Genomic DNA, 21,744 nt, shown 5'->3' on the forward strand with positions numbered 1-21,744 from the left:
TCGCCCCCTAGCGTGTGTTGACGATCGCCTCGTCGGCAACGGACGAGTCAATGGTGCGGAAGCGGACCAGCGGAGCATCCGCGGCCTGAGGGTCGACAGCGGAAATGAAAGAGGCTGCGATCACAAGCTTGCCGGGGTCGACGCGTCCGGCCGAACCACCGGGTGCCGCCTTCCCCTGGTCCCCTTCGAGCACCGGGTAAAGCAGGACCGCTCCCCGCCGGGGCTGGTGCAGCTGGGTGGCGAGAGGGTCGTCATCGACAAGAGGCAGGGCACCTGCGATCCGCTCAGCGGACTGGCGGTGAGCCACGCCGGAGATGCGGTTGAACACGCCGCGGATCCTGCTGCGCCGTACGAGGCTGAGCGGATCGCAACCGAGAACGCTGCCGGTCAAGGACGTGGCCGCAGTCGTCTGAGGAGCGATGACAACCCAGTCATCCGTCCCGCATCCCGACGGTGAAGGGTCCCGGAGGTACTGCAGGTGAGGCGCGAAGAGGTCGGGCCTGCCCCAGACGAGGTCTCCCAAGATCCGCAGCAGCTGAGAATGCGGAATGACGCATGTCTTGACCGGGTACGCCGTGTAGCTGCCCCGGTCATTGGCGGGCAGGTGGACGAAGGGCATCTGCGCCTGGCTGAGACTGGTGAGAACGGGCAGCCATAGCTCAGTGTTGTGCCGCAGGTCAGAGCTGCTCTCCGGGTATGCCGTCGGCTCCACCCACTCACCCGGCGTGCGGATTTCCACCAGCTGCGCATTGAACATCTTGTTCCGGGCTGCAGGCCTGATCCAGGGCAGATGCTGGGAGACGAGCGGAGGCACTTCTCTCGGTGTCACCTGAGGAACACCGTGTACAAGCTGGCTGTACGTCGCGAGTTGCGAGCGGAATGCCTCTTCGTCGCGGCAGATCGCCTCGAAGGCCTCATACAGATCCACGGTCTTCTTACCGGTCAGAGGCACTTCGCGGCCGATGAAGAGCCGCACCAAGTCCCGGTAGCCGGGGCGGAAGCCGAACCAGCGGCCCATTTGCATCAGCGTGTCCGCTTGAGCGGTGGTGCGGAGGTAGTACGTGATAGTCAGGCCCTCGACGGTGAACCCACGAGACAGCTTGGTGCCGCCCACGAGGATCTTCCACACGTGGGGGGTCCGGTCGAAGTCCAGGTCGATCTGCTGGAAGTAGCGGTCTGTGTCACCGTTCACCACGATGACCGGATTACCGCCCGAATTGATGAGCTGGCGTGCTCTCGATACGTACGGTTTCAGGGCGGCGTATGAGTCAGGCAGGGGCAGTTCCTCGTCGGCGTAGCGCTGGAAGTCGGAGATGAAAAGTTCCTCGAGGCGGCGGTGGCCTTCGGGGCCGGTGTAACCCGCCTGGTGCCACAAGGAGTTGATGCGCAGCGCAAGGTCCGCTTGGTCGTCGATACGGACGGATTCGTGCACGAGCATGGTGTGGTGGCGGAATGGCCCCTCTGGCACGCCGTGGTCCACCCGGAACAGCTTGAGCGCCCCGGTGAGGAGGAAGGCGTCGATCGCCTCCTGCAGGCGGTCTCCCGTGTCTTCATAGATGCCGCGCACATGCGTTTCCTCGGCCTGGCCGGCAGGGTCGTCCAGGTCATGGAAATCTTGTACACCCATGTAGCCGGACGGCCGGGGAAGGGAGATGAGGAAGTCGCGCGGGAAGATGTCCTCGCCGTCGCCGGGGTCGACGAAGACGTTAGCGAACGGCGTCGCGGTGTAGCCAACGTACTGGGCGCGCGGCAGGAGCTGCAGCAGCTCGGAGATGAGCCCGTTGATGGCCGTGCGGGAGACCTTACCGGCCTCCCACTTCTTGGGGTCGACCGTGTTGACCGAAGCCTGGTCCGACTCGTCATCGATGATCAGCGCCGGAATTTCGTGCAGGATCGACCCGATCTTCTTCAGGTCTTTAACCAGCTTCGTCAAGACGGATTTGTTCTTCTTGACGACCATGACCCGGGCCGCGGCATGGTGCAGATTCTCCGGGTGATGCAAGGGAAGTGTGCGGTGCTGCTTTTCGAACTCAAGGGCGCGAATTCCATTGAGCAGTGACTTGTAGTCGTCATCTCGGGTAGTGAGCCGCTCGATGTCGAAGGCACCCAGTGCGGACGGGCGCGCGCCATGTGCGAGGAACTTGCCGGGCCAGTCCTCGTCGTCCTGGTAGTCGATATCGACCAGGGCGTTCACATCATGCGGGTCGGCTCCGCGCAGGATGTTCTCCTGGCCGATAAGCTCCATGTCGAGGCGGCGCTGGGTCTGGCTGCGCAGCAGGTTCAGGGTCCCGCCGAGAATGATGACGAGGCGATAGCCGGCGTCGATGGCCTTGGCGGTAACGCCCGTGAAGTTGGCTGTCTTGCCCGATTGTACGTACCCGACGACTAGGCCCCGGGCGCCGTAAGCCTCAGCCCGGGTGGGGTCCGACAGGCGTTCCACCACCGCGTGTGAGGCTTCGTCCAGGGAAGAGACAGCCGCATCGCTCCATCCTTTACGGCGCAGAACGTCCTCATACGCCGTCCAGTAGAAGGAACGGTTCGCAGCAGATTCCCGTGAATACCAGGGAGCGAAATCTCGGCTGATGACCACAGCGCCCTGTTCCGCGGTTACAGGGGCGACACTGTCCAGCGCCTTCCGCAGGTCGATGCCGAAGCCAAGCCGGTCGTAGACCTCGGCCCGCCGCTCGGGTGTACGCGCGGGCGCCTCGGCCCAGGCGGCGTGCTCTTCGAAGTCCCAGGCCGTAAGGCTCCGGTGCCAGAGCGCCGTCAGTTCGTCAGCGGTTGTGGCGGTCACCAGACGGTCCCGGAAGGGAAGGAGGATGGAGTCCTCCGGCTCTTCGGACTCGGACAGCGCGAGCGCCAGCTTCGCGAACGGCCTGGGACCGCGGCGCATCGCTGCCAGCACGTCACCATGCAGGTTGAGTACTTCGTCAGACATGGCAGAGCTCCTCAACGGCCGTTCTCGTGACGTGTGATTTCGCAGCTCACAGCTGAGAGCAAGACGCTGTTCCACAGGGCCATCTCATCGTCGCGCTGCGCGCTGGAGCGGCCCATGCGGAAATTCTTCTCGAGCATCAGGTACAGCAAGCCCTTGAGTACGGGAGCATCGTTGGACCCTGCGCGCCGGTCGCCGTTGAAGGCCTGCCGGTACTCGCTGTTGAGCCGTACCACGTGCTCCTCGCGGTCAATGTCGAAGAAGACGTGTGCCGGCAGGGTTTCCCACCGGAAAGTGATCGGATCCTCACCCTCCAGCTGGGGCAGCTCGTCCCGTAGCGTGCGCTTCAGCTTGGGGTCGATGCCCTTGCCCGGAGGAACGACCTCCTTGCGGTGCACCTCCGTGGAACGGCGGGCGGCGTCGCGGTAGGTCGATTCGGCTGCGGCCAGGTACTCGGTGAAGGTGTTGCCATCGGCGTCGGCGGCCTTCTCCAGTCCCCGGGCGAAGGCCGGCGTCACGTTCACGCCATCCTTCTTGACCGTTAGGGAGAAGACGCCGTTCCGCTGCGGCGGCAGGTCGATGGCCACACGGGCCAGATTGTGGTGAGTCTCGCCGCTCCGGGTGCCGTTCCAGCCTCCTGCCTGAACCAGCCGGTCGTTGCGGTAAATGTAGAAACCCTGGCGCTCGGCGAGCGGCCCGATGCCCCGGTACGAGACGAGCGGGGACTTGGGGGGCCAGATGTGGGCCGTCAGCTGGAGTTCGCCCACTCCCTCGACCGGCGCTGTGAACTGCCGCGGGAAGCCCGGGCGTCCAGGGACGCGATACCCGAACGGGTCGATCGCCTCCACACCCCGGTGGTCGAGCTCGTCCCTGGTCTGCACGTCCTCTACGACGATGTCGATGTGGAAGCCGCCGCGGTTCAGAAACCGGTGAAGGTAGAGCCCCAGGTGTGTTTCGAGACGCTCAATGGTCTCGTTGAGGAAGCGATCAGTCTGTCCGGCGGTGATGGTCTCGAAAGACCGCACACCGTCCCAGCGCACGATGGTGCCGTGCCAGCCGATGACTCCGTCGTAACGGTCGACCAGATCCTGGCAGTACTTGGCGTCAACGATGTCACAGCTGAAGTCCGCCTGGGCTCGCGCCGTGAGCCAGCGGCGGCCGGCCGAGGGGCTGCGCTTCGTACGGCTGATGACGGTGAGGGCGTTTGCGTGTGAGAGCGAAGCCGCCTTCAGGCCAGCACCGAAGTGGCCCAGCGAGCGGTCCGCGTACTCCTGCTGGCCACCTACGGTCATCGCTACGTCGAGCTGCTGCTCGTTCATGCCCCGGCCATCGTCGATGACGAGGAGGGAAACAAGACGGTCCGCGTCCCGCAGGAAACTGACGACGACATTGCGTGCGCCAGCGTCTATGGAGTTGTCGATGAGGTCCGCGATCGCGGCCTCGAAGCCGTAGCCCTGATGCGTCAGGGATTCGACATAACGGGCCGCTGGCGGGAGCCGCTTGCTGCCGCTGGTGGGGACGTCGTACTGCCAGTCGGCGCCGGGCTCGTAGGGCATAAGGCTTCCTCGCACACAGGGAACATGACTGGGCCGGGGCGCGGGGCGGGAAGTGGCCAGTCGGGTAACTAGGTCAAGTGTGAAAATACTGCAGGTGAGTGTAGGGGCACAGAGAGTCCCCTCATGGGGTGAAGAATTGAATGAAGCCCCTCACCAGGGCATCGGCGCTTAGCCGTTGTCGCAGCCCACGCCGTCGTTGTCGCGGTCGAGGTGGCGGCCGTAGCCGGGGTCTCCGCGGCGGACCGGGGTGGCGCCGGCGGCGCGGGCGTCGGCGCAGTTGCTGTAGTAGACGTCGCTGCCGGTGTCGTCGCTTCCGCCGCCGTACGTGTCGGCGGTGACCGTGACCGTCGCCGTCGCCGTGGCGGTCTCGGTGACCTTGACCGTGACCGTGGGGGCGGGGGCCGGGGCGGATGTGGGGGTCGCGGTGATCGTGGCGGTGGCCGTGGTGGTGATGGTGGCGGCCGGGGCGGCCTTGGTGGCCGGCTCGGGGGTGTCCTCGGCGCTCACGGCTCCGCAGCCCGTGCCGATCAGTACGAGCAGCAGGCCGCCCGCCCAGACGCGCTTCATGCGGTACAGGGGGCGGGCGGCGGATGGCTGCTGGTAGGGGTTGCTCATGGCACACGTCTCCCTCTCACACAGGGACTGGAGCTGCGTGGGGGAACAGGGAGCCAGTCGGCGGCAGTAGTCAATTGTGAAACTACTGCATGCACAAGGTGAAGAGGAGGGGAACAGTCCAATTCCCGAACGGTCAGATCTGGGCCGTGCCGTGGCAGTCGCCGTACTTCGTGCCCGAGCCGCACCAGCAGGGGGACGTGCGGGCGGGGGGCCAGGGGGTGGCGCGGCCGCGGGCGGCGAGCGTGGTGGCGTACTGGGGGAGGAGCGCCGCGTTGGAGGGGGACGTGGACTCCGAGGCCGCGAAGGCCTCGTACGAGGGGACCGTGCCCTGGACGATGCCCAGGTTCGGGGTGCCCGCTGCGGCGAGTTCGCGGAGGGACGCCTCGAGGTCGGTGAGGTGGGCCTCGTGGGTCGGGTACTCGGACTCCAGCTCCGGGTAGGCGGCGAGGAGCTCGGTCAGCTCGTCGGCCGGCCAGAGCAGAACCGCGACCGGGAACGGGCGGGACAGGGCCGTGCGGTACGAGCCGAGTTCGCTGCGCAGGCGTGTGATCTCCGCCTGGAGCTCGGCCGGGTCGGAGGAGCCGAGGGACCACAGGCGCTTGGGGTCGTGCAGCTCGTCCAGCGGGACGGTGCCCCGGTGGAGGCGGTCGGCCAGGACGTCCCAGTCGTCGTGGCGCAGCGCGAGCAGGCGGCGCACCCGGTGCCGGCCCAGGAGGAGCGACTGGCTCGGGTAAGGGACCTCGTCGTCGGGCGAGGGGAGCAGGGTGGTGACCGCGGTGGTGAAGGTCGCCTCGGAGGCTTCCAGCTCGTCGTGGGCCTCCAGCGTCTCCGCGACGATCTCCCACGCCGCCGGGCCGGAGGGCGGGGTGGCGCGGATGCCGTCGATGATGGCGCGGGCCTCGGCCTCGTGGCCGTACTCCCACAGGTTGGCCGCCTTCAGGGCCTTGATCAGGTGCGGGTTCTGAGGGGCCGGTGTCGCGGCCAGGAGGTCGTCGTACAGCGTCGTCGCCCGAGTGCGGGCGCCGGCCAGCTCCAGGTGGGCGGCCGCCCGCAGCAGCAGCGGTTCGCGGTCCTCGGGGTACCGCGCCGCGGTGCGCAGCAGACGCTCGGCTTCGGTGATGTGATCGGCAGGCGTGTCGGGGCGCATGGGTGACACCGTACTGCTGTGCGGCGGCTCTGGTGGGTTGGCGGGCGAGCACCTATGGTGCCGCCGTGCGCGAGCGGATACCGGTGGTGGTACGGCAGCGGCGGCGCGGGTGGCGCGGGGCGTTCGCCCGTGGGGTGTGGGCGGCGGGTGAGCTCGCGGTCACGGCCGGGGTGGTGCTCCTGCTCCTCGTGGTCCATCAGTTCTGGTGGACCAACGAGCAGGCCCGCGCCGGTGCGCGGCGCCAGGTGCACGCCCTGGAGCGGGAGTGGGCGGTGACCAGGGAGCCGCACGAGCCGGGGGACACCGTCGCTCCGTCGCCCACCGGCCGGGCCGAGTCGGGCGGGGCCGAGCCAGGGGCCGCACCGCCGCACGTCACCCCGCCGCCCACCGCGCCCGGGCCGCCGAGCCCCGCGGTCCGGCAGGGCGGCCCCGCGTACGCCATCCTCCGCGTCCCCGCCCTCCGCCTGACCGTGCCCGTCGCCCGCGGCATCGCCAAGCGCGGCGTCCTCGACCAGGGGTACGTGGGCCACTACCCCGGCACCGCCCAGCCCGGCCGGGCCGGGAACTTCGCCCTCGCCGGGCACCGCAACACCCACGGCGAGCCCTTCCGGTACGTCAACCGGCTCCGGAAGGGGGACGAGATCGTCGTGGAGACGCGCAGCGCGGTCTACACGTACGCGGTCGACCGCACGCTGCCGCGGACCTCGCCCCGCGACACCGCCGTCATCGCCCCCGTACCCAAGGGGTACGACGAGCCCGGCTACTACGTGACCCTCACTACATGCACCCCCGAGTACAGTTCGGCGTACCGGCTCGTCGTGTGGGGGAAACTTCTTTCGATGCGGCCACGTTGAGTCGGGGAGAGGAAGGGGGGCGATCATGAGCGGTCTTGTCGCGCGGCTGGCGCGCTGCGGCCTGCTCGGCTTCCTGCTGTTCCTCTTCTCCGAGGGCCTGTACGCCGAGGGCGGCGCCCTTTCCGCCGCCGTGGCGCTCGCCGCCGTCGGCTCCGAGCTCCTCGCGTGCGCCGTCATCGCCGCGCGCCGCGTGCCCGCCGTGCCGCCGACACGGGTGCGCACGGCCATCCGCGACCGTGAGCGGCGCACCGCGTTCCTGCCCCAGCGCGATCCCGACGCCTCCGGGCGCCGGCGACCCCGGGCGCCCGGCCGTCTCGTCGCGACGGCCGCGTAGGGGTTCTTCTTCAAGGCTTGGCCCCACGCGGTTCCGTCCTGCCGAAATCCCCGATTTCCGGTACGACGAGACCCCCGGAGGGCTCCTTCCCATGTCCGTTTTCGCCTCGCTGGTCGAGCAGCTCGCCGCGCTGCTCCAGCCCCTGTTCCACGGCTCCGCCACCGCCGCCGCCATCGTCGTGTTCACCCTGCTCGTGCGCCTCGCCGTGCACCCGCTGTCCCGGGCCGCCGCACGCGGGCAGAAGGCGCGTACGCGGCTGGCGCCGCGGGTCGCCGAGCTGCGCAAGAAGCACGCCAAGGACCCCGAGCGGTTGCAGCGGGCGGTGCTGGAGCTGCACGCCGAGGAGAAGGTGTCGCCGCTGGCCGGGTGCCTGCCGAGCCTCCTCCAGGCGCCCGCTTTCCTCCTGATGTACCACCTGTTCTCGGGCGGGACGATGGCCGGGCACTCCTTGTTCACCGCGCCGCTCGGCGGGCGCTGGACGGACGCCCTGGGTGCCGGAGGCGTCTTCGGGGCCGCCGGGCTGGTGTACGTGACGCTGTTCGTGATCGTCGCCGCCCTGGCCACGTACACGTACCGGCGTACGAAGGGGCAGATGACGGAGCTGGGCGAAGGCATGGCCGGTGGCCTGGGAGCCGGGGTGGGGAAGGTGATGCCGCTGCTGTCCTTCGCCACGCTCATCACCGTCGCCGTGGTGCCGCTCGCGGCCGCGCTCTACGTCGTCACGAGCACGGCGTGGACCGCCGCCGAGCGGGCCTACCTCTACCGCGAGCCGTCCACGCTGTGAACGGGGTCTTGCGGGGTGATCCGATGTCTTGGAGGATCGACCAATCCTCCGATGGCCGCACTCCATCGGCCGGGGCATCCCTCGACCACAAGGAGAAGACCATGAAGCTGCTGCGCGTCGGGACGGCGGGCGCCGAACGCCCCGCGCTGCTCGACCAGGACGGGGTCCTGCGGGACCTGTCGGCGGTGGTTCCGGACATCGACGGGAGCCTGCTCTCCGACGCCTCCGCGCTCGACCGGGTCAGGGCCGCCGCCGGCGCCGGTGTGCTGCCCGCGCTCGACCCGGCCGGGCTGCGGATCGGGCCGCCGGTGGCGCGGATCGGCAAGGTCGTGTGCATCGGGCTGAACTACCACGACCACGCCGCCGAGACGGGCCAGGCGACCCCCGCCGAGCCGGTCGTCTTCCTCAAGGCCCCCGACACGGTCGTCGGGCCGGACGACACGGTGCTCGTGCCGCGCGGCAGCCGCAAGACGGACTGGGAGGTCGAACTCGCGGTAGTCATCGGACGTACAGCCCGCTATGTGGACTCGGCGGAGGCGGCGCTCACGCATGTCGCCGGGTACGCGGTCGCCCATGACGTCTCGGAGCGCGAGTTCCAGATCGAGCGGGGCGGCACCTGGGACAAGGGCAAGAACTGCGAGACGTTCAACCCGCTCGGGCCCTGGCTGGTGACGGCCGACGAGGTGCCGGACCCGCAGGCGCTGTCGCTGAAGCTGTGGGTGAACGGTGAGCTGAAGCAGGACGGCTCCACGTCCGACCAGATCTTCCCCGTGGGGGAAGTGGTGCGGTACGTCAGCCAGTTCATGACCCTGTACCCCGGTGACGTCATCAACACCGGTACCCCGGCGGGGGTGGCCATGGGGCAGGCGGAGCCGAAGCCGTTCCTGCGGGCCGGGGACGTCGTGGAGCTGGAGGTCGAGGGGCTCGGCCGGCAGCGTCAGGAGCTGAAGGACGCCTGACCGCGGGCGTGGAGGAAGGGCGGGCCACCCCTCGGGGGAGGGGGGTGGCCCGCCGGCTCATCGGGCGCTGATCAGGCGCTCCAGCGCCTCGACCACCAGCGCGTGGTCCTCCAGCTGCGGCAGGCCCGAGACGGTGACCGTGCCGATGACGCCCGCGCCCGTGACCGTGACGGGGAACGAGCCGCCGTGGGCCGCGTAGCGGTCCGGGTCCAGCCGGGAGTCCGTGTCGAAGGACTTGCCCTTGGCTCGGAAGCGGGTGCCGACCAGGAGGGAGCTCTCGGCGTACCGCTCGACGACGCGGCGCTTACGGTCGATCCAGGCGTCGTTGTCCGCGCTCGACCCGGGCAGGGCGGCGTGGAAGAGCTGCTGGCCGCCGCGCCGGATGTCGATGGCCACCGGGGCGTTCCGCTCGCGGGCCAGGCCGACCAGGAGTGTGCCGAGCGTCCAGGCGTCGTCGTACGTGAAGTGGGGGAGGGCCAGGCGGGCCTCCTCCTCCTCCAGCTCGGCGACGGTCGGGGCGGTCGTCGCCGCGGTGGACGCGGGGGACGCGGTGGACGCCGTGGACACGGTGGAAGTGGTGGTCGTGGAGGTCACAGGGTCACCGCCACACCGTCGCGGGCCGAGCGGCGCGCCGCCTCCAGCACGTCCAGCGCCGCCGCCGCCTCATGGGCGGTGACCGGCGGGGGCGTACCGTCGCGCAGGGCGGCGGCGACCGAGGCGTAGTAGGCCGGGTAGTCGCCCGGCAGCGACGGGACCGGGGTGCCGCCTCCGGTCCGCGGGGACTCCCCGGCACCCAGAGCGCCCCACATCGACTCGGGCTCGTCGCCCCACCCGGGGCCGGGGCGCCCGCCCTCGCGCAGCGACGCCTCCTGCGGGTCCAGGCCGTACTTGACGTACCCCGCCCGCGAGCCGAGCACCCGGAAGCGCGGGCCCAACTGGGCGGCGGTGGCGCTCACGTACAGGTGGGAGCGGACCCCGTTGGCGTGCGTGAGCGCGATGAACGTGTCGTCGTCCGCCTCGGCGCCCTCGCGGCGTACGTCGGCCTCGGCGTACACCCGCACCGCGGGTCCGAACAGCACCAGCGCCTGGTCGACGACGTGGCTGCCCAGGTCGTACAGCAGCCCGCCGAACTCCTCCGGCGAGCCCGACTCGCGCCAGCCGCCCTTGAGCTGGGGCCGCCACCGCTCGAAGCGGGACTCGAAGCGCTGTACGTCGCCGAGGTCGCCGCGCTCGATCAGCGAGCGGAGGGTGAGGAAGTCGTTGTCCCAGCGGCGGTTCTGGAAGACGGAGAGGAGCAGGCCGCGCGCCTCGGCGAGGGCGGCGAGCCCGCGCGCCTCGGCGGCCGTACCGGCGACCGGCTTGTCGACGACGACCGGCAGACCGGCCTCGAGGGCGGCGGTCGCGAGCGGGACGTGCGTCTTGTTGGGCGAGGCGATCACGATCAGGTCGAGCTCGCCGGGGCGGGACCACAGCTCGTCCACGGACGCGGCGACGCGGACGCCCGGGAACGCGTCACGGGCCTGCTGCTGGCGCTCCGGGGCGGACGTGACGACCGTGTCGAGGGTCAGGCCCTCGGTCGCGGCGATCAGCGGGGCGTGGAAGACGGAGCCCGCCAGGCCGTAGCCCACGAGTCCGACGCGCAGCGTTCCACTCGGTCCAGTCATGACCGCCACTTAAGCAACGCTGTTGCCAAAGTGCAAGCGGGCGCGACAATGGGACGGTGAACAGCGATACGGGTGTGAACCTGCCGGCCCTCCGCAGCCACAACGCCGCCCTCCTGCTCGGCCTGCTGCGCGAGGCGGGCGAGGACGGGGCCAGCCGGCTGGAACTGGCCGAGCGGACCGGGCTCACCCCGCAGGCCGTGAGCAAGATCACCGCCCGGCTGCGGGAGGAGGGACTCGCGGCCGAAGCGGGGCGGCGCGCCTCCACCGGCGGCAAGCCGCGCACCGTCCTGCGGCTCGTCCCCGGAGCCGTCCACGCCGTGGGCCTGCACCTGGACCGGGACGAGCTCACCGCCGTGCTCGTCGACCTGTCGGGGGTCGTCGTGGCGTCGAGCGTCGTCCCGCTGGACCTGGGGGCGGGAGCCGAGGTGGTCATGGAGGTGGCCGCCGGCGAGGTCGCCGCGCTCACCAGCCGGCCGGTCCTCGGGGTGGGCGTCGCCATGCCCGGGCCGCTCGACCACGCGGCGGGCGTGCCGCACCGGGTGACCGGCTTCCCCGAGTGGGACGGCTTCCCCCTGCGCGACGCGCTCGCCCGGCGGCTCGGGTTGCCCGTGGTGCTCGACAAGGACACGAACGCGGCGGCGCTGAGCCTCGCCCTCAGCGGGGCGGGCGGTGACTCGTTCGCGTACCTCCATCTCGGTACGGGGCTGGGCGCGGGGCTCGTCCTCGGCGGCGCCGTGTACCGGGGCGCGCGGACGGGCGCGGGGGAGTTCGGGCACCAGACCGTCCAGCTCGACGGCCCGGTCTGCGGGTGCGGCGGGCGTGGCTGCCTGGAAGCGTTGTGCCTGGCCGCCGTCGCGCGGGGCGACCTCGCCGAGGCGGCCCGGGTGCTGGGCGCCGGGGCGGCCAACCTCGTCAAACTCCTCGACATCGACCACGTGCTGCTGGGCGGCCGGGTGGTGACCGGCGCGGTGGAGCCCTTCGTCCGGGGCGTGCGCGCCGTCCTGGAGGAGCGCGCCCAGCGCGCGGGCGACCCCGCGGTGCCCGTGACTCTCGCGGACGGCACGCCCCACCCGGTCGCGGAGGGCGCCGCGCAACTGGTCCTGGCCCCGGTGTTCGGCCGCTAGGCGGCGACGGAGGCAGCGGGTGGCGGGCCCCCGGGTTCGGCCCCACGTGCGGCCTCGCCTCTGGCCTCCGGGTTCGGCCCCCCGCGTTCGGCCGCGCGCGTTCGCCCCCCGCGTTCGGCCGCGCGCCGGGCCCCGCATTGGGCCGATCGGGCGCATCGGCGGTGCCGTTCGGCGGGACGTGGCCGCCGCGCCGGTGTGTCGGGGTGCGGGCGTGGGACGTTCTCGGGGCACGACCGTCCACCCGCCGCCAAAGGTTCCCCATGCGATTGCGCAACGCCACCGCCCTCGGCGCCACCGTCGCCGTCGCCGTCCTCGCACTCACCGCCGCGGCACCTCCCGTGCCCGCCGCGGCACCGGGGGCAGCCGTGACGGCACCCCACGCGCCGACCGCACCGCAGGGCCCTGCCGCGGCACCTCACGTGCCGGTCGCCGCACCCGCGGCACCAGGGGCAGCCGTGACGGCACCCCACTCGCTGACCGCACCCCACGCCCCCGCCGCCGCACCCCACGCCCCCGCCGCGGCGGAGCCGCCCCACGCGCCGCCCGCTCCCGAGGACGGCACCGCGGCCTTCGAGGCGGCTGCCCCCGACCGCCAGCCCTCCTGCGGGAACGCCTCCGCCGCCGCCTTCCCGATCCGCACGCGCATCTCCGGCGGCCCCACGGCCTACCGTCCCGGCGGCGGCTTCCACACCTGGAACGTGGAGCTGACCAACACCACCACCGAGCCCTGCGCCAACATCCACCCCGTCATCGTCTTCACCGACCGCGCCCGCGCCCTCCGCCCCGGCCAGATCCAGCTCGAGTTCTACGACAGCGCCGGGAAGGGCCGCCAGCACCCCGTCACCGTCGAGTCGAGCGAGGAGCACGAACTCGTCGGCGTCCTGGACGACGACGCGGCCGAGGACGGCGGTGACCGTTTCCGCGGCTTCGCCGTCCCGCCCGGCCGGACCGTCACCGTGCCGGTCCGGCTCGCCTTCACCTCCGACGCCCGGCCCGACACGATCACCGCCAACGCCGCCGTCGTCCAGCGGCGCGGCGACGACGGCGACTGGGTGGGCGAGTCCGCCGACTACCGGTTCACCCTCGTGAACGAGGAGCCCGCCAGCGAGTTCGCCGAGGAACTGCCCAGGACCGGCCGGAACGTCCTGATCATCGCCGGTGCCTCCGTCCTCGCCTTCCTCCTGGGCGCCGGGACGCTGTCCCTCGCGGGGCGGCTGCGCGGCCGCAAGGGCTGAGGGGCAGGCGCTGCCCACTGAGCGCGACCTGTGGTGCGTTACGAAGTCTCGCGCGAGGCCGTACGCCCCAGGCCCTCCGCGAGCTGTTGCCGGAGGGCCGGCTGCGCCGGCAGGGACGCGGCACGGTCGTCGCCGGGCCCGAACTGGAGCAGCCGCTGTCGCTCGCCGGCCGCACCGAGGGCGTACGCCGCCAGGGCCGCCGCCCCGGCCGCAACCTCCTCGGTCTCGACCGCTTCCCCTGCCCCGCCGCGCTCGCCGCCGAACCCGGTGAGCCCGTCCGGCACATGGAGCGTGTGCTGCTCGCCGACGACGGCGGGTCGGCCCGGAGAGCACGTACGTCACCGAGGCCCGAGTGCCGCGCGAACAACTGGTACTGGACGATCGACGGGGTGAAGATCACCGCATCGTGATCAGGCCCTGCCCGGCCGGCCATGCCGGGCTCGCGTGCCCTGGCACGCACATCTGCTGCGTTGTCGTCGGTCGCCAATGTCCCCCGTAGCCCTTCGGGCACGGGAGGTGCCCCCACCGCAGTGGCTCCCTCCTCCGCCCTGCATCTGCACGCACCGGACCCCGCTCCCTGACCCGGTCTGCCCGGCCGGGCAGGGCCTACCCTGGGGGCGTCGCCACAGCGTTGTCGCGGCGCCCCCAGCACGCATGCACGTATCCGTACGGCAGGAGTCCCGCCCGTGGCAGAGCGCAAGCCGATCGAATCCTGGCTCACCGACATGGACGGTGTCCTCATCCACGAGGGCGTCCCCATTCCCGGCGCCGACGCCTTCATCAAGAAGCTGCGGGATGCGGAGAGGCCCTTCCTGGTCCTCACCAACAACTCCATCTACACCGCCCGCGACCTGCACGCCCGCCTGGCCCGGATGGGCCTGGACGTGCCGGTGGAGAACATCTGGACCTCCGCCCTGGCCACCGCCCAGTTCCTGGACGACCAGCGGCCCGGCGGCACGGCGTACGTCATCGGTGAGGCGGGGCTCACCACCGCGCTCCACGACATCGGCTACATCCTCACCGACCACGACCCCGACTACGTGGTCCTGGGCGAGACCCGCACCTACAGCTTCGAGTCCCTCACCAAGGCGATCCGGCTGATCAACGGCGGAGCCAGGTTCATCTGCACCAACCCCGACGAGACCGGCCCGTCCGCCGAGGGCCCGCTGCCCGCCACCGGGTCGGTCGCCGCGCTGATCACCAAGGCCACCGGCAAGGACCCGTACTTCGCGGGCAAGCCCAACCCGCTGATGATGCGCACGGGGCTGAACGCCATCGGCGCCCACTCCGAGACCAGCGCCATGATCGGCGACCGGATGGACACCGACGTGCTGGCCGGCCTGGAAGCGGGTATGGAGACGTTCCTGGTCCTCACCGGCCTCACCACCCCCGCCGATGTGGACCGCTACCCCTTCCGCCCCTCCACGGTCGTCGACTCGATCGCCGATCTGGTGGATCGCGTCTGAACCTTCTCCGGTCCCTTCCCGGGCCCATCGGCCCAGGTCAGGACCGCCCGACCGGGTGAAAGACGGGGTGGATGCCGTCCCTGTGCGGATGCGGGAACCGCCGAACGGGGTGAATCTTCAGAGCAGGAGGTTCACGATGCGTTCAGCTCTGTTTGCTCTCCGTGCCGCGGGGACGGCCACCGCCCTCGTCCTGTCGGCCGGGGCAGCCGCGTACGCCGGTGACGGTGAGGAGCACCGGGACGGCGAGAAGCACCGGCAGAAGGTCACGGCCCTGGTGGTCCCGGCCACCATCAAGCCCGGCGGGGACGTGGACATCCAGGTCCACGGCTGCCACGGAAGACACGGCTCGGTCAGGTCGAAGGCGTTCGTCGCGGACGCCGAGCTGTCCGGCCGCGAGGGCAGGGGCGGGCCGCTGTACGGGGACACCACCGTCAAGTCCCACCTCGACTCCGGCTCCTACCCGCTCACCGTCCACTGCGGCGGGCGGAACCACCACGACGCCGGCACCGTCCACGTCACCCACCACACGCCGCCCAGCCCCGTCGCCCCGGTCAGCGCCGGCGGCGGAGGCGCGGCGGAGCTGGCCGCCGACGCGTCCCGCGGCGGGGCGGAGGAACAGGGGCCCAGCACCTCGCACACCGTGATCGGCCTCGTGCTGGCGGGCGTCGCGGCGGTCGCCGTCGCGTTCCGCAGCACGCGCCGCCGGCGCCGTACCCGCGCGGACTGACCATGTCCTCCGCATCGCACCCCGCCGGACACGGCCGGCTGCTCACCGGCGTGGCCTGGGCCCTGTTGCTGCTGGGCCTGTGGCTGTGGGGCAAGGACATCACGTCCGGCCCCGGTGGCCTGTCCGCTCCCACCACCGGAGACGTCGCCGCCGTCGGCCGTCCCCTGGGTGTTCCGCTGCCGCCGGCCCGCCCGCCGATGGGGCCCGCCACGCCCGAGCGCCTGGAGGTCCCGTCGCTCGGGATCACCGCCCCGGTCACGCCGCGGGGCCTGGACAGGACCGGCGCGATAGACCCGCCCCCGTACGGGACGGCGCACACCGTCGGCTGGTTCGGCGACGGGGCGAAGCCGGGCACGGACGGCGCCGCGCTGTTCGTCGGCCACGTCGACACCGAGACGAAACCCGCCGTCTTCTACGGCCTGAGCTCCGCCCGCCCCGGCGAGCGGATCGTGGTGACCCGGACGGACGGCTCGGTCGCCGAGTTCACCATCGACGACGTGCAGGTCTTCGCCCGGCACGAGTTCGACCCGAAGAAGGCGTACGGGCAGCGGCAACCGGGCCGCCCCGAACTGCGCCTGATCACCTGCGGCGGCACCTTCGACCGCGAGGCGGGCACCTACACGGCGAACGTCGTCGTCTCCGCGTACCTGACCGGCGGCAGGTGACGGACCACCTGGACCGGCCGACGGCCCTCCCCCCCGGCCGTACCGGGGTCCCCCCATCCCCCGACCGTCGACCGGGCCGGCCCTCGACCACGGGAGCCCGGGCCGCGGGAGGAACCCGGCGTCACGCGGGAGGCCGGGGCCGGTCCGGCAGCCCGCGCTCACGCAGAACGCCGCCCGGGCCCGATCCAGACCGCCCTCGTGGCTTTCCGGACACGTGTGTCAGGATGGATTCGACCGGGTTGTCCGGGAGGGGGCGCCTGGGGGGTGGCCCCGCACAGAGTGCACCCAAGGGGGAGTGGATGTACGGCAGTTGCACCGGGCGTGCCCGCGTGAGGGCGGCCACGGTGGGGGCGGTGGGCGCCGTGGCGGCATTGCTGCTGGCGGGCTGCACCTCCCCCGACGCCGGCGGCGGCGGGAAGCCGGAGGCCGTGCCGGGCGTGAGCCAGCAGCCGAAGGCGACCGATCCGTTCTGGGTCAATCCCGGCAGCAAGGCGGCCCAGCAGGTCGCCGGCTACCTGCGCGACGGCAGGACCGAGGACGCCGAACTCATCAAGAAGATCGCCTCCCAGCCGGTGGGCGAATGGGTCGGCACGGAGCAGCCGGAGGAGGACGCCCGCGGCTTCACCGAAGCCGCCGCGAAGGCCGACCGGGACGCCGTGCTGGTCCTCTACAACATCCCGCACCGCGACTGCGGCCAGCACTCCGCGGGCGGTGCCGCCGACGGCGACGCGTACCGCGCCTGGCTGGACAAGGTCGCCAAGGGCATCGGCGACCGGCGGGCCACGGTGATCGTGGAACCGGACGCCGTGATGCACATGGTGGACGGCTGTACCGAGGACCAGTACCACGAGGAGCGGTACGACCTGCTCAAGGGCGCCGTCAAGCGGCTGAAGCAGCTCCCGAACACCAAGGTGTACCTGGACGCGGGCAACGCCGGCTGGGGCAAGCCGGACCAGATCTTCGAGCCGCTGAAGTGGGCGGGCGTCGAGGAGGCCGACGGCTTCGCGGTGAACGTGGCCAACTTCCAGACCACCGAGGCCAGCAAGGAGTACGGCAAGAAGGTCTCGAAGAAGGTCGGCGGCAAGCCGTTCGTCATCGACACCAGCCGCAACGGCAACGGCCCCTACACCAAGGGCGACCCGGCCGAGAACTGGTGCAACCCGCCGGGCCGCGCCCTCGGCGAGACGCCCACCACCAAGACGGGTGACCCGCTGGTCGACGCGTATCTGTGGATCAAGCGCCCGGGCGAGTCGGACGGCGACTGCAAGGGTGGCCCGAAGGCGGGAGACTGGTTCCCGGAGTATGCCCTCGAACTGGCCCGCAACACGAAGTAGCGGCACCACGGCAGCACACGTACGACGAAGGGGCGCCCCCGCCGGGGGCGCCCCTTCGCGTCGTGACCGGGTGCTACGGCACCTCGACCCATACCGCCTCGGACGGCGTGCCCTTGTCGTCGGTGACGAAGAGCATGTACCAGCCGGAGGGGACCAGGGCGCGGTTCTTCGGCACGGTGACCTCGATGCCGTCGGCCGTCTTCTTCATGTCCAGCGCGATGGAGCGCTGGTCGACGTCGGTGACGTGTGTGACGGCGCTCGGCCGCATCAGCTTCGCCGTCTTGATCTTCGCGGCGTCCGGGGTCTTGAAGACGCCGCTCTGCCCGCGCTTGATCTTCGCCGGGCCTCCGGTGACCTCGGGCTTGGAGTCACGGAAGAGGTAGGGCGGGGTGTAGATCTCGATGCGCTGCTCGAAGACGCCCGGCTTGGTGTTGGCCTTGTCGGCGAAGAGCGAGTCCGAGCCGAAGATCATTACCCGGCCGTCGGGCAGCAGCACCGAGCCGGAGTGGTAGTTGCGGCCCACCTGCGGGTCGGCGACGCGCGTGTACGTCCCCGTCTTCGGGTCGTACGTCCGCGCCTCCAGCACGTTGGAGTCGCTGCGGCCCCGGTAGTCCTCCGAGCCGCCGGTGACCAGGACCGTGTCGTCGGGCATCAGCGAGGCGCTCGGGTAGCGGGTGCCCTTGTCCAGGGAGGCGCCGTCCTTGAAGCGCGGGTTGGGCTCCTTGAGGTCGACCAGCCGGGACTTCTCGCTGGACTCCTGCGACTCGCCGACACCACCACCGCCGATGACCATGAACCGCTGGTCCTGGGCGGGCGGCAGCATGACCGTCGCGGACGTCTCCATCCGGTCCGCGTCGCTCAGGCCCGGGATCTTGTCGAACTTGTTGGTCTCCAGGTCCCAGACGCCCGGCTCACGGCCGACGTCGGCCGGTCCGTACCCGGCGTTGGAACCGGAGTAGAACAGCTTGCCGTTGTCCATCAGGAAGATCGCCGGGTACGTCGGGAAGCGGCGCTCGATCCCGGTGTACTCCCACTTCTTGGTCTTCGGGTCGTAGATCTCGTCCTTGCCGGGGACGATCTGCCCGATCTCGTCGAGGCCGGACAGGGCGAGGACCTTGCCGTCCTTGAGCGTGGTGAGCGTCGGGTACCAGCGCGCCTCGTTCATCGGGTCGACCTTGATGTACTTCTCGGCGACCGGGTCGAACTCGAAGGCGTCCCTGATGCCCTGGAAGTCCTTCTTGTCGAGGGCGAGCTTCTGCGCCATGCCGTAGACGTTGCGGGCGTCCTTGCCCTTCAGGCCCTCGACCTTGTAATTGTCCTCGGTGCCGGTCTCGAACTCCTTGCCGGACTCCTCGGCCTCGACGTAGATCCGGCCGAGGCCCGGCTGGGTGCGCAGGAAGCGGCCGGTGGTCTTGTCGAAGACCTTCTCGGCCTTCTCCACCAGGACGGGGTCCTTGGAGACGAACGTCTTCCCGTTCGCCTTGCCGGTGAACTTCGTCCCGGCGGGCAGGGTGATCGGCTTGTCCGGGTCCTCGTTGTGGACGATCATCAGGCCGCCGGCCTTGGTGACGTCCCCCTTGAGCTTCTCGTACCGCTTGGTGCCGCCGGCGATGAGCAGCTTGCCGTCGGGGAGCTGTGTGTGCCCGGCGCAGAACATGTCCTTCGGCGTGGGGATCATCTTGAACTTGTTCGTCTTCGGGTCCCACAGGACCGACTCGAACTTGTTCGCGTCGAAGTTCTTCTGGTTGTTGCCGGAGCCCGCGACCAGCAGCACCTTGCCGGTGTGCAGCAGCGCCGCGTGGATGGTGTTGATCCGGAACTCGGAGGGGACGTCGAGGAAGTCCCAGTGGCCGTTGGCGGCCTTGTACTCCGGCTTGTTGATCGTGTAGTCGTGGTACTTCTCCGAGCCGTACCGGTACAGGGCCGGCCCGTTGAACCCGGCGACCACCGCAACCACCGCCGTGCCTATCAGTATGCGACGGGCGCGGTTCCTCCGGTGGTTCGGCCGGACGGGCAGGCTGCTCATTTGTTACGTCCCCCAAGGGCGATCTGCATGGTGTCGTTCTGCTCGGCCCAGCTCGGCTTGGCCTGCGGCGCGTGGTCCACCACCGGCGCGGGCGGCTGCGGCGGCGTGCTGTGCCGGCCGTGGCGCTTCTTCTTCTCCTGGCGCAGCATGTGCCGCCAGACGAAGATCGGCGTCGCGGTGATCAGTGTGGCGAACGACGCCCAGATGATCATCGCGGGGTGGGAGTTCCCGAAGACGAAACCGGCGGCCATGGACCCGCCGAAGATGGCGATGAAGTACCAGTGGTACCGGAAGGTGGCGAACCACCTGTCCGGGCTCGCCGAGTCGCCCTTGGGCGTGACCACGAACTTGCTCTTGCGGCGCAGGGCGGAGTCGATCAGCGCCTTGGCGTAGAGCGGCGCGGACAGCGCGGACATCACCATGCCGGCCACACCGCCCGAGCCCTCCGGCTCGTGCGGGGAGACGTTGTGCCGGCGGTTCCAGACGTAGAGGCCGATCTGCAGCGCGGAGGCGTTGCCGTAGAGCATCAGCCAGACGGTCGGGTCGATGTTCACACCCGAGGCGCCCAGGCCCAGGAACAGCGCGCAACTCAGGGCCGCGAGGATCCAGTTCAGGGCGGACATCGGGTAGAAGATGATCATCATCGTGTAGTTGAAGAGCTTGCTCGGCGGCAGCGAGTACCAGCCCTTCCAGTACTGCTTGAGGATCGTCTCGTACGTTCCTCGCGACCAGCGCATCTGCTGGGTGAAGAAGTCCGTCCAGGCGCTGGGCCCCTCACCGACCGCGAGCACGTCCGGGGTGTAGACCGAGCGCCACTTGTTGCCCGTCGCCGGGTTCTTGTGGCGGTGGATCTCGAAGCCCGTGGCCATGTCCTCGGTGATCGAGTCGTACAGACCGCCGATCTGCTTGAGGGCCTTGATGCGCACGGCGTTCGACGTGCCGACGAACATCGGCGCGCCGTAGCGGTTGCCGGCGCGCTGGATCAGCGCGTGGAACAGGAACTGCTGCGACTCGGCCGCCTTGGTGACGAAGTTGTCGTAGTTGCCGTAGACCTGCGGGCCGATGACGAAGCCGATGTCCGGGTCCCGGAAGAAGCCGAGCATGCGCTCCAGGTAGTTGGGCAGCGGCACGTGGTCGGTGTCGACCGAGGCGAAGAAGTCGTAGTTGTCACCGTGCGCGTCCAGCCAGGCGTTGTAGTTGCCGTGCTTGGTCTTGGCGCGGTGCGGTCCGGACGGCTGGTTCCACTTCGCGATGCCCTTGCGGGAGAAGTGGTGCACGCCCAGGCGCTCACAGACGGCCTTGACCTCGGGGTCGTTGCCCTCGTCGAGCAGCCAGACGTGCATCAGGCCGCGGTGCCGGATCTTGACGGCGGCCTCCAGCGTCTTCGTCACCATCTCCAGGGGCTCCTTGCCCGGGACGAAGGAGGTGAGGAAGGCGACCCGGGTGCCGGACTCCGGCACGACCGGGACGGGGTCGCGGGCGACCAGCGTCGCGTGCGCGTTCGACAGGACGTTCATGCAGCGGAAGAACTCGATCAGACCGATCGAGACGAGCATCACGATGTCGAGGGCCGGCAGCCAGTCGAACGCGGGGTAGTCGCGCTCGGTCCAGTGCGACGGCTGGAGCAGCCAGACCAGCAGCACCAGCGACAGCACCGGGGCGGCGGCGAGCATCAGCGCGACCCGTATGCGGTGCGGCTCCTGCGAGATCAAGGAGCGGTACTGCACCTTGTACGGCTTGTTCGGGTCGGGCTGGGTGAGGGGCCCGGCGAGTCGGCTGTAGTGCTCGTAGTCGTAGCGCGGCAGCGGCTTGGCGGCGGCGCGCTGCCGCGCCCCACCGGTCCGGAGCTGCGGGGGAACCCGGAGCTGTGTGGTTTGGGACGGGTCGTTGTCCTGCCGGGCGCCGGTCGGCGTCGACGTCATGAGTCTTCCCCCCGCACGCATGTACTGGCTGCGTGATTGGTCGTGTCGTTTCCGTCCGGAGCGCGCGGTCCCCCTGGGCCGGCGTGTCCCGACGCATCAGTGGCAGGCCACCATCCCCGTAGACAGGGAAAGACGACCTTCCGGTTGCATGATGCCTGTCACGGCATCCCGTGTGTGAACGGGGCCCCCACCCCGCGGTTCCCGCAACCGGAGCATCCCCCGAAACTGCTGCCAACTGCACGAACCCCCTGCCCCATTGAGGGCATGGGTTCCAGGATAGGGTCTACGGCCGCCTCGCTTGATCGCAAGGGTGAAACGGACTGTTTACCGGGCATACGCGTGCTTTGGGTGACTCTCGGGAGTGGTGGCACGACTGAGGCCCCCTCACCCGTGGTGA

General features: G+C 70.5%; 18 protein-coding genes and 1 pseudogene. 11 read left to right on the forward strand and 8 right to left on the reverse strand.

The features are described from left to right. Positions 1-7: 7 nt before the first annotated feature. The 4 genes from ACZ6C1_RS11425 to ACZ6C1_RS11440 all read right to left on the reverse strand — a co-directional run bounded on the left by ACZ6C1_RS11425 (position 8) and on the right by ACZ6C1_RS11440 (position 6,253). A complete protein-coding gene (locus ACZ6C1_RS11425; RefSeq protein WP_469240045.1) occupies positions 8-2,938 on the reverse strand; it encodes a Z1 domain-containing protein in 2,931 nt (976 codons plus the stop codon). A gap of 11 nt (positions 2,939-2,949) precedes the next feature. Beyond that, positions 2,950-4,491, reverse strand: coding sequence for an ATP-binding protein (locus tag ACZ6C1_RS11430; RefSeq protein WP_469240046.1), 1,542 nt, complete (start codon positions 4,489-4,491; stop codon positions 2,950-2,952). 168 nt (positions 4,492-4,659) lie between these two features. Then, positions 4,660-5,106, reverse strand: coding sequence for an excalibur calcium-binding domain-containing protein (locus ACZ6C1_RS11435; RefSeq protein WP_469240047.1), 447 nt, complete (start codon positions 5,104-5,106; stop codon positions 4,660-4,662). Positions 5,107-5,239: 133 nt separating this feature from the next. Continuing rightward, positions 5,240-6,253 (reverse strand): SEC-C metal-binding domain-containing protein, encoded by a 1,014-nt coding sequence (locus ACZ6C1_RS11440; protein ID WP_469240048.1) that lies wholly within the window; start codon positions 6,251-6,253, stop codon positions 5,240-5,242. Positions 6,254-6,318: 65 nt separating this feature from the next. Here ACZ6C1_RS11440 and ACZ6C1_RS11445 point away from each other — a divergent pair, with 65 nt between their 5' ends. The 4 genes from ACZ6C1_RS11445 (at position 6,319) to ACZ6C1_RS11460 (ending at position 9,184) form a co-directional block, all read left to right on the forward strand. After that, on the forward strand, positions 6,319-7,107 hold the full coding sequence (locus ACZ6C1_RS11445; protein WP_469240049.1) for a class E sortase: 789 nt from the start codon (positions 6,319-6,321) through the stop codon (positions 7,105-7,107). 25 nt (positions 7,108-7,132) lie between these two features. Further along, positions 7,133-7,441, forward strand: a complete 309-nt coding sequence (locus ACZ6C1_RS11450; RefSeq protein ID WP_469240050.1) for a DUF6412 domain-containing protein — start codon at positions 7,133-7,135, stop codon at positions 7,439-7,441. A gap of 91 nt (positions 7,442-7,532) precedes the next feature. After that, the gene (locus tag ACZ6C1_RS11455; protein ID WP_469240051.1) at positions 7,533-8,225 is read left to right on the forward strand and encodes a YidC/Oxa1 family membrane protein insertase; all 693 of its coding nucleotides are present in this window, start codon (positions 7,533-7,535) and stop codon (positions 8,223-8,225) included. Between the two features lie 101 nt (positions 8,226-8,326). Continuing rightward, positions 8,327-9,184 carry a fumarylacetoacetate hydrolase family protein gene (locus ACZ6C1_RS11460; protein ID WP_469240052.1) on the forward strand — a complete coding sequence of 286 codons (858 nt, stop codon included), beginning with the start codon at positions 8,327-8,329 and terminating at the stop codon, positions 9,182-9,184. 57 nt (positions 9,185-9,241) lie between these two features. On the opposite strand, the gene ACZ6C1_RS11465 is transcribed toward ACZ6C1_RS11460, so the two are convergent. Together ACZ6C1_RS11465 and ACZ6C1_RS11470 are read right to left on the reverse strand one after the other, a co-directional pair. Further along, entirely contained in the window at positions 9,242-9,751 is a 510-nt protein-coding gene (locus ACZ6C1_RS11465; protein ID WP_469240356.1) for a heme-degrading domain-containing protein, read from the reverse strand. Between the two features lie 23 nt (positions 9,752-9,774). Then, on the reverse strand, positions 9,775-10,848 hold the full coding sequence (locus ACZ6C1_RS11470; protein WP_469240053.1) for a Gfo/Idh/MocA family oxidoreductase: 1,074 nt from the start codon (positions 10,846-10,848) through the stop codon (positions 9,775-9,777). A 56-nt stretch (positions 10,849-10,904) separates the two neighbouring features. On the opposite strand from ACZ6C1_RS11470, the gene ACZ6C1_RS11475 reads away from it, so the two are divergent. The 7 genes and pseudogenes from ACZ6C1_RS11475 (at position 10,905) to ACZ6C1_RS11505 (ending at position 17,399) form a co-directional block, all read left to right on the forward strand. Continuing rightward, on the forward strand, positions 10,905-11,972 hold the full coding sequence (locus ACZ6C1_RS11475; RefSeq protein ID WP_469240054.1) for an ROK family transcriptional regulator: 1,068 nt from the start codon (positions 10,905-10,907) through the stop codon (positions 11,970-11,972). A 260-nt stretch (positions 11,973-12,232) separates the two neighbouring features. Continuing rightward, positions 12,233-13,207 carry a hypothetical protein gene (locus ACZ6C1_RS11480; protein ID WP_469240055.1) on the forward strand — a complete coding sequence of 325 codons (975 nt, stop codon included), beginning with the start codon at positions 12,233-12,235 and terminating at the stop codon, positions 13,205-13,207. Beyond that, positions 13,131-13,565: pseudogene (locus tag ACZ6C1_RS11485) on the forward strand (GntR family transcriptional regulator); the annotation flags it as partial. The gene ACZ6C1_RS11480 and the pseudogene ACZ6C1_RS11485, both read left to right, overlap by 77 nt. Positions 13,566-13,893: 328 nt before the next feature. After that, on the forward strand, positions 13,894-14,673 hold the full coding sequence (locus ACZ6C1_RS11490; RefSeq protein WP_469240056.1) for an HAD-IIA family hydrolase: 780 nt from the start codon (positions 13,894-13,896) through the stop codon (positions 14,671-14,673). A 136-nt stretch (positions 14,674-14,809) separates the two neighbouring features. Further along, entirely contained in the window at positions 14,810-15,400 is a 591-nt protein-coding gene (locus ACZ6C1_RS11495; RefSeq protein ID WP_469240057.1) for a hypothetical protein, read from the forward strand. Positions 15,401-15,402: 2 nt separating this feature from the next. Then, a complete protein-coding gene (locus ACZ6C1_RS11500) occupies positions 15,403-16,065 on the forward strand; it encodes a class F sortase (protein WP_469240058.1) in 663 nt (220 codons plus the stop codon). Between the two features lie 299 nt (positions 16,066-16,364). Beyond that, a complete protein-coding gene (locus ACZ6C1_RS11505) occupies positions 16,365-17,399 on the forward strand; it encodes a glycoside hydrolase family 6 protein (RefSeq protein ID WP_469240059.1) in 1,035 nt (344 codons plus the stop codon). Between the two features lie 73 nt (positions 17,400-17,472). Here ACZ6C1_RS11505 and glxA read toward each other — a convergent pair whose 3' ends face one another. Together glxA and ACZ6C1_RS11515 are read right to left on the reverse strand one after the other, a co-directional pair. After that, complete coding sequence (gene glxA / locus ACZ6C1_RS11510; RefSeq protein WP_469240060.1) at positions 17,473-19,425, reverse strand: radical copper oxidase GlxA; 1,953 nt, start codon at positions 19,423-19,425, stop codon at positions 17,473-17,475. Further along, positions 19,422-21,347, reverse strand: a complete 1,926-nt coding sequence (locus tag ACZ6C1_RS11515; RefSeq protein ID WP_469240061.1) for a glycosyltransferase family 2 protein — start codon at positions 21,345-21,347, stop codon at positions 19,422-19,424. The genes glxA and ACZ6C1_RS11515 overlap by 4 nt, the downstream gene beginning before the upstream one ends. Positions 21,348-21,744: the final 397 nt, after the last annotated feature.

The sequence above is a fragment of the Streptomyces sp. NPDC041796 genome (genome assembly GCF_055590785.1).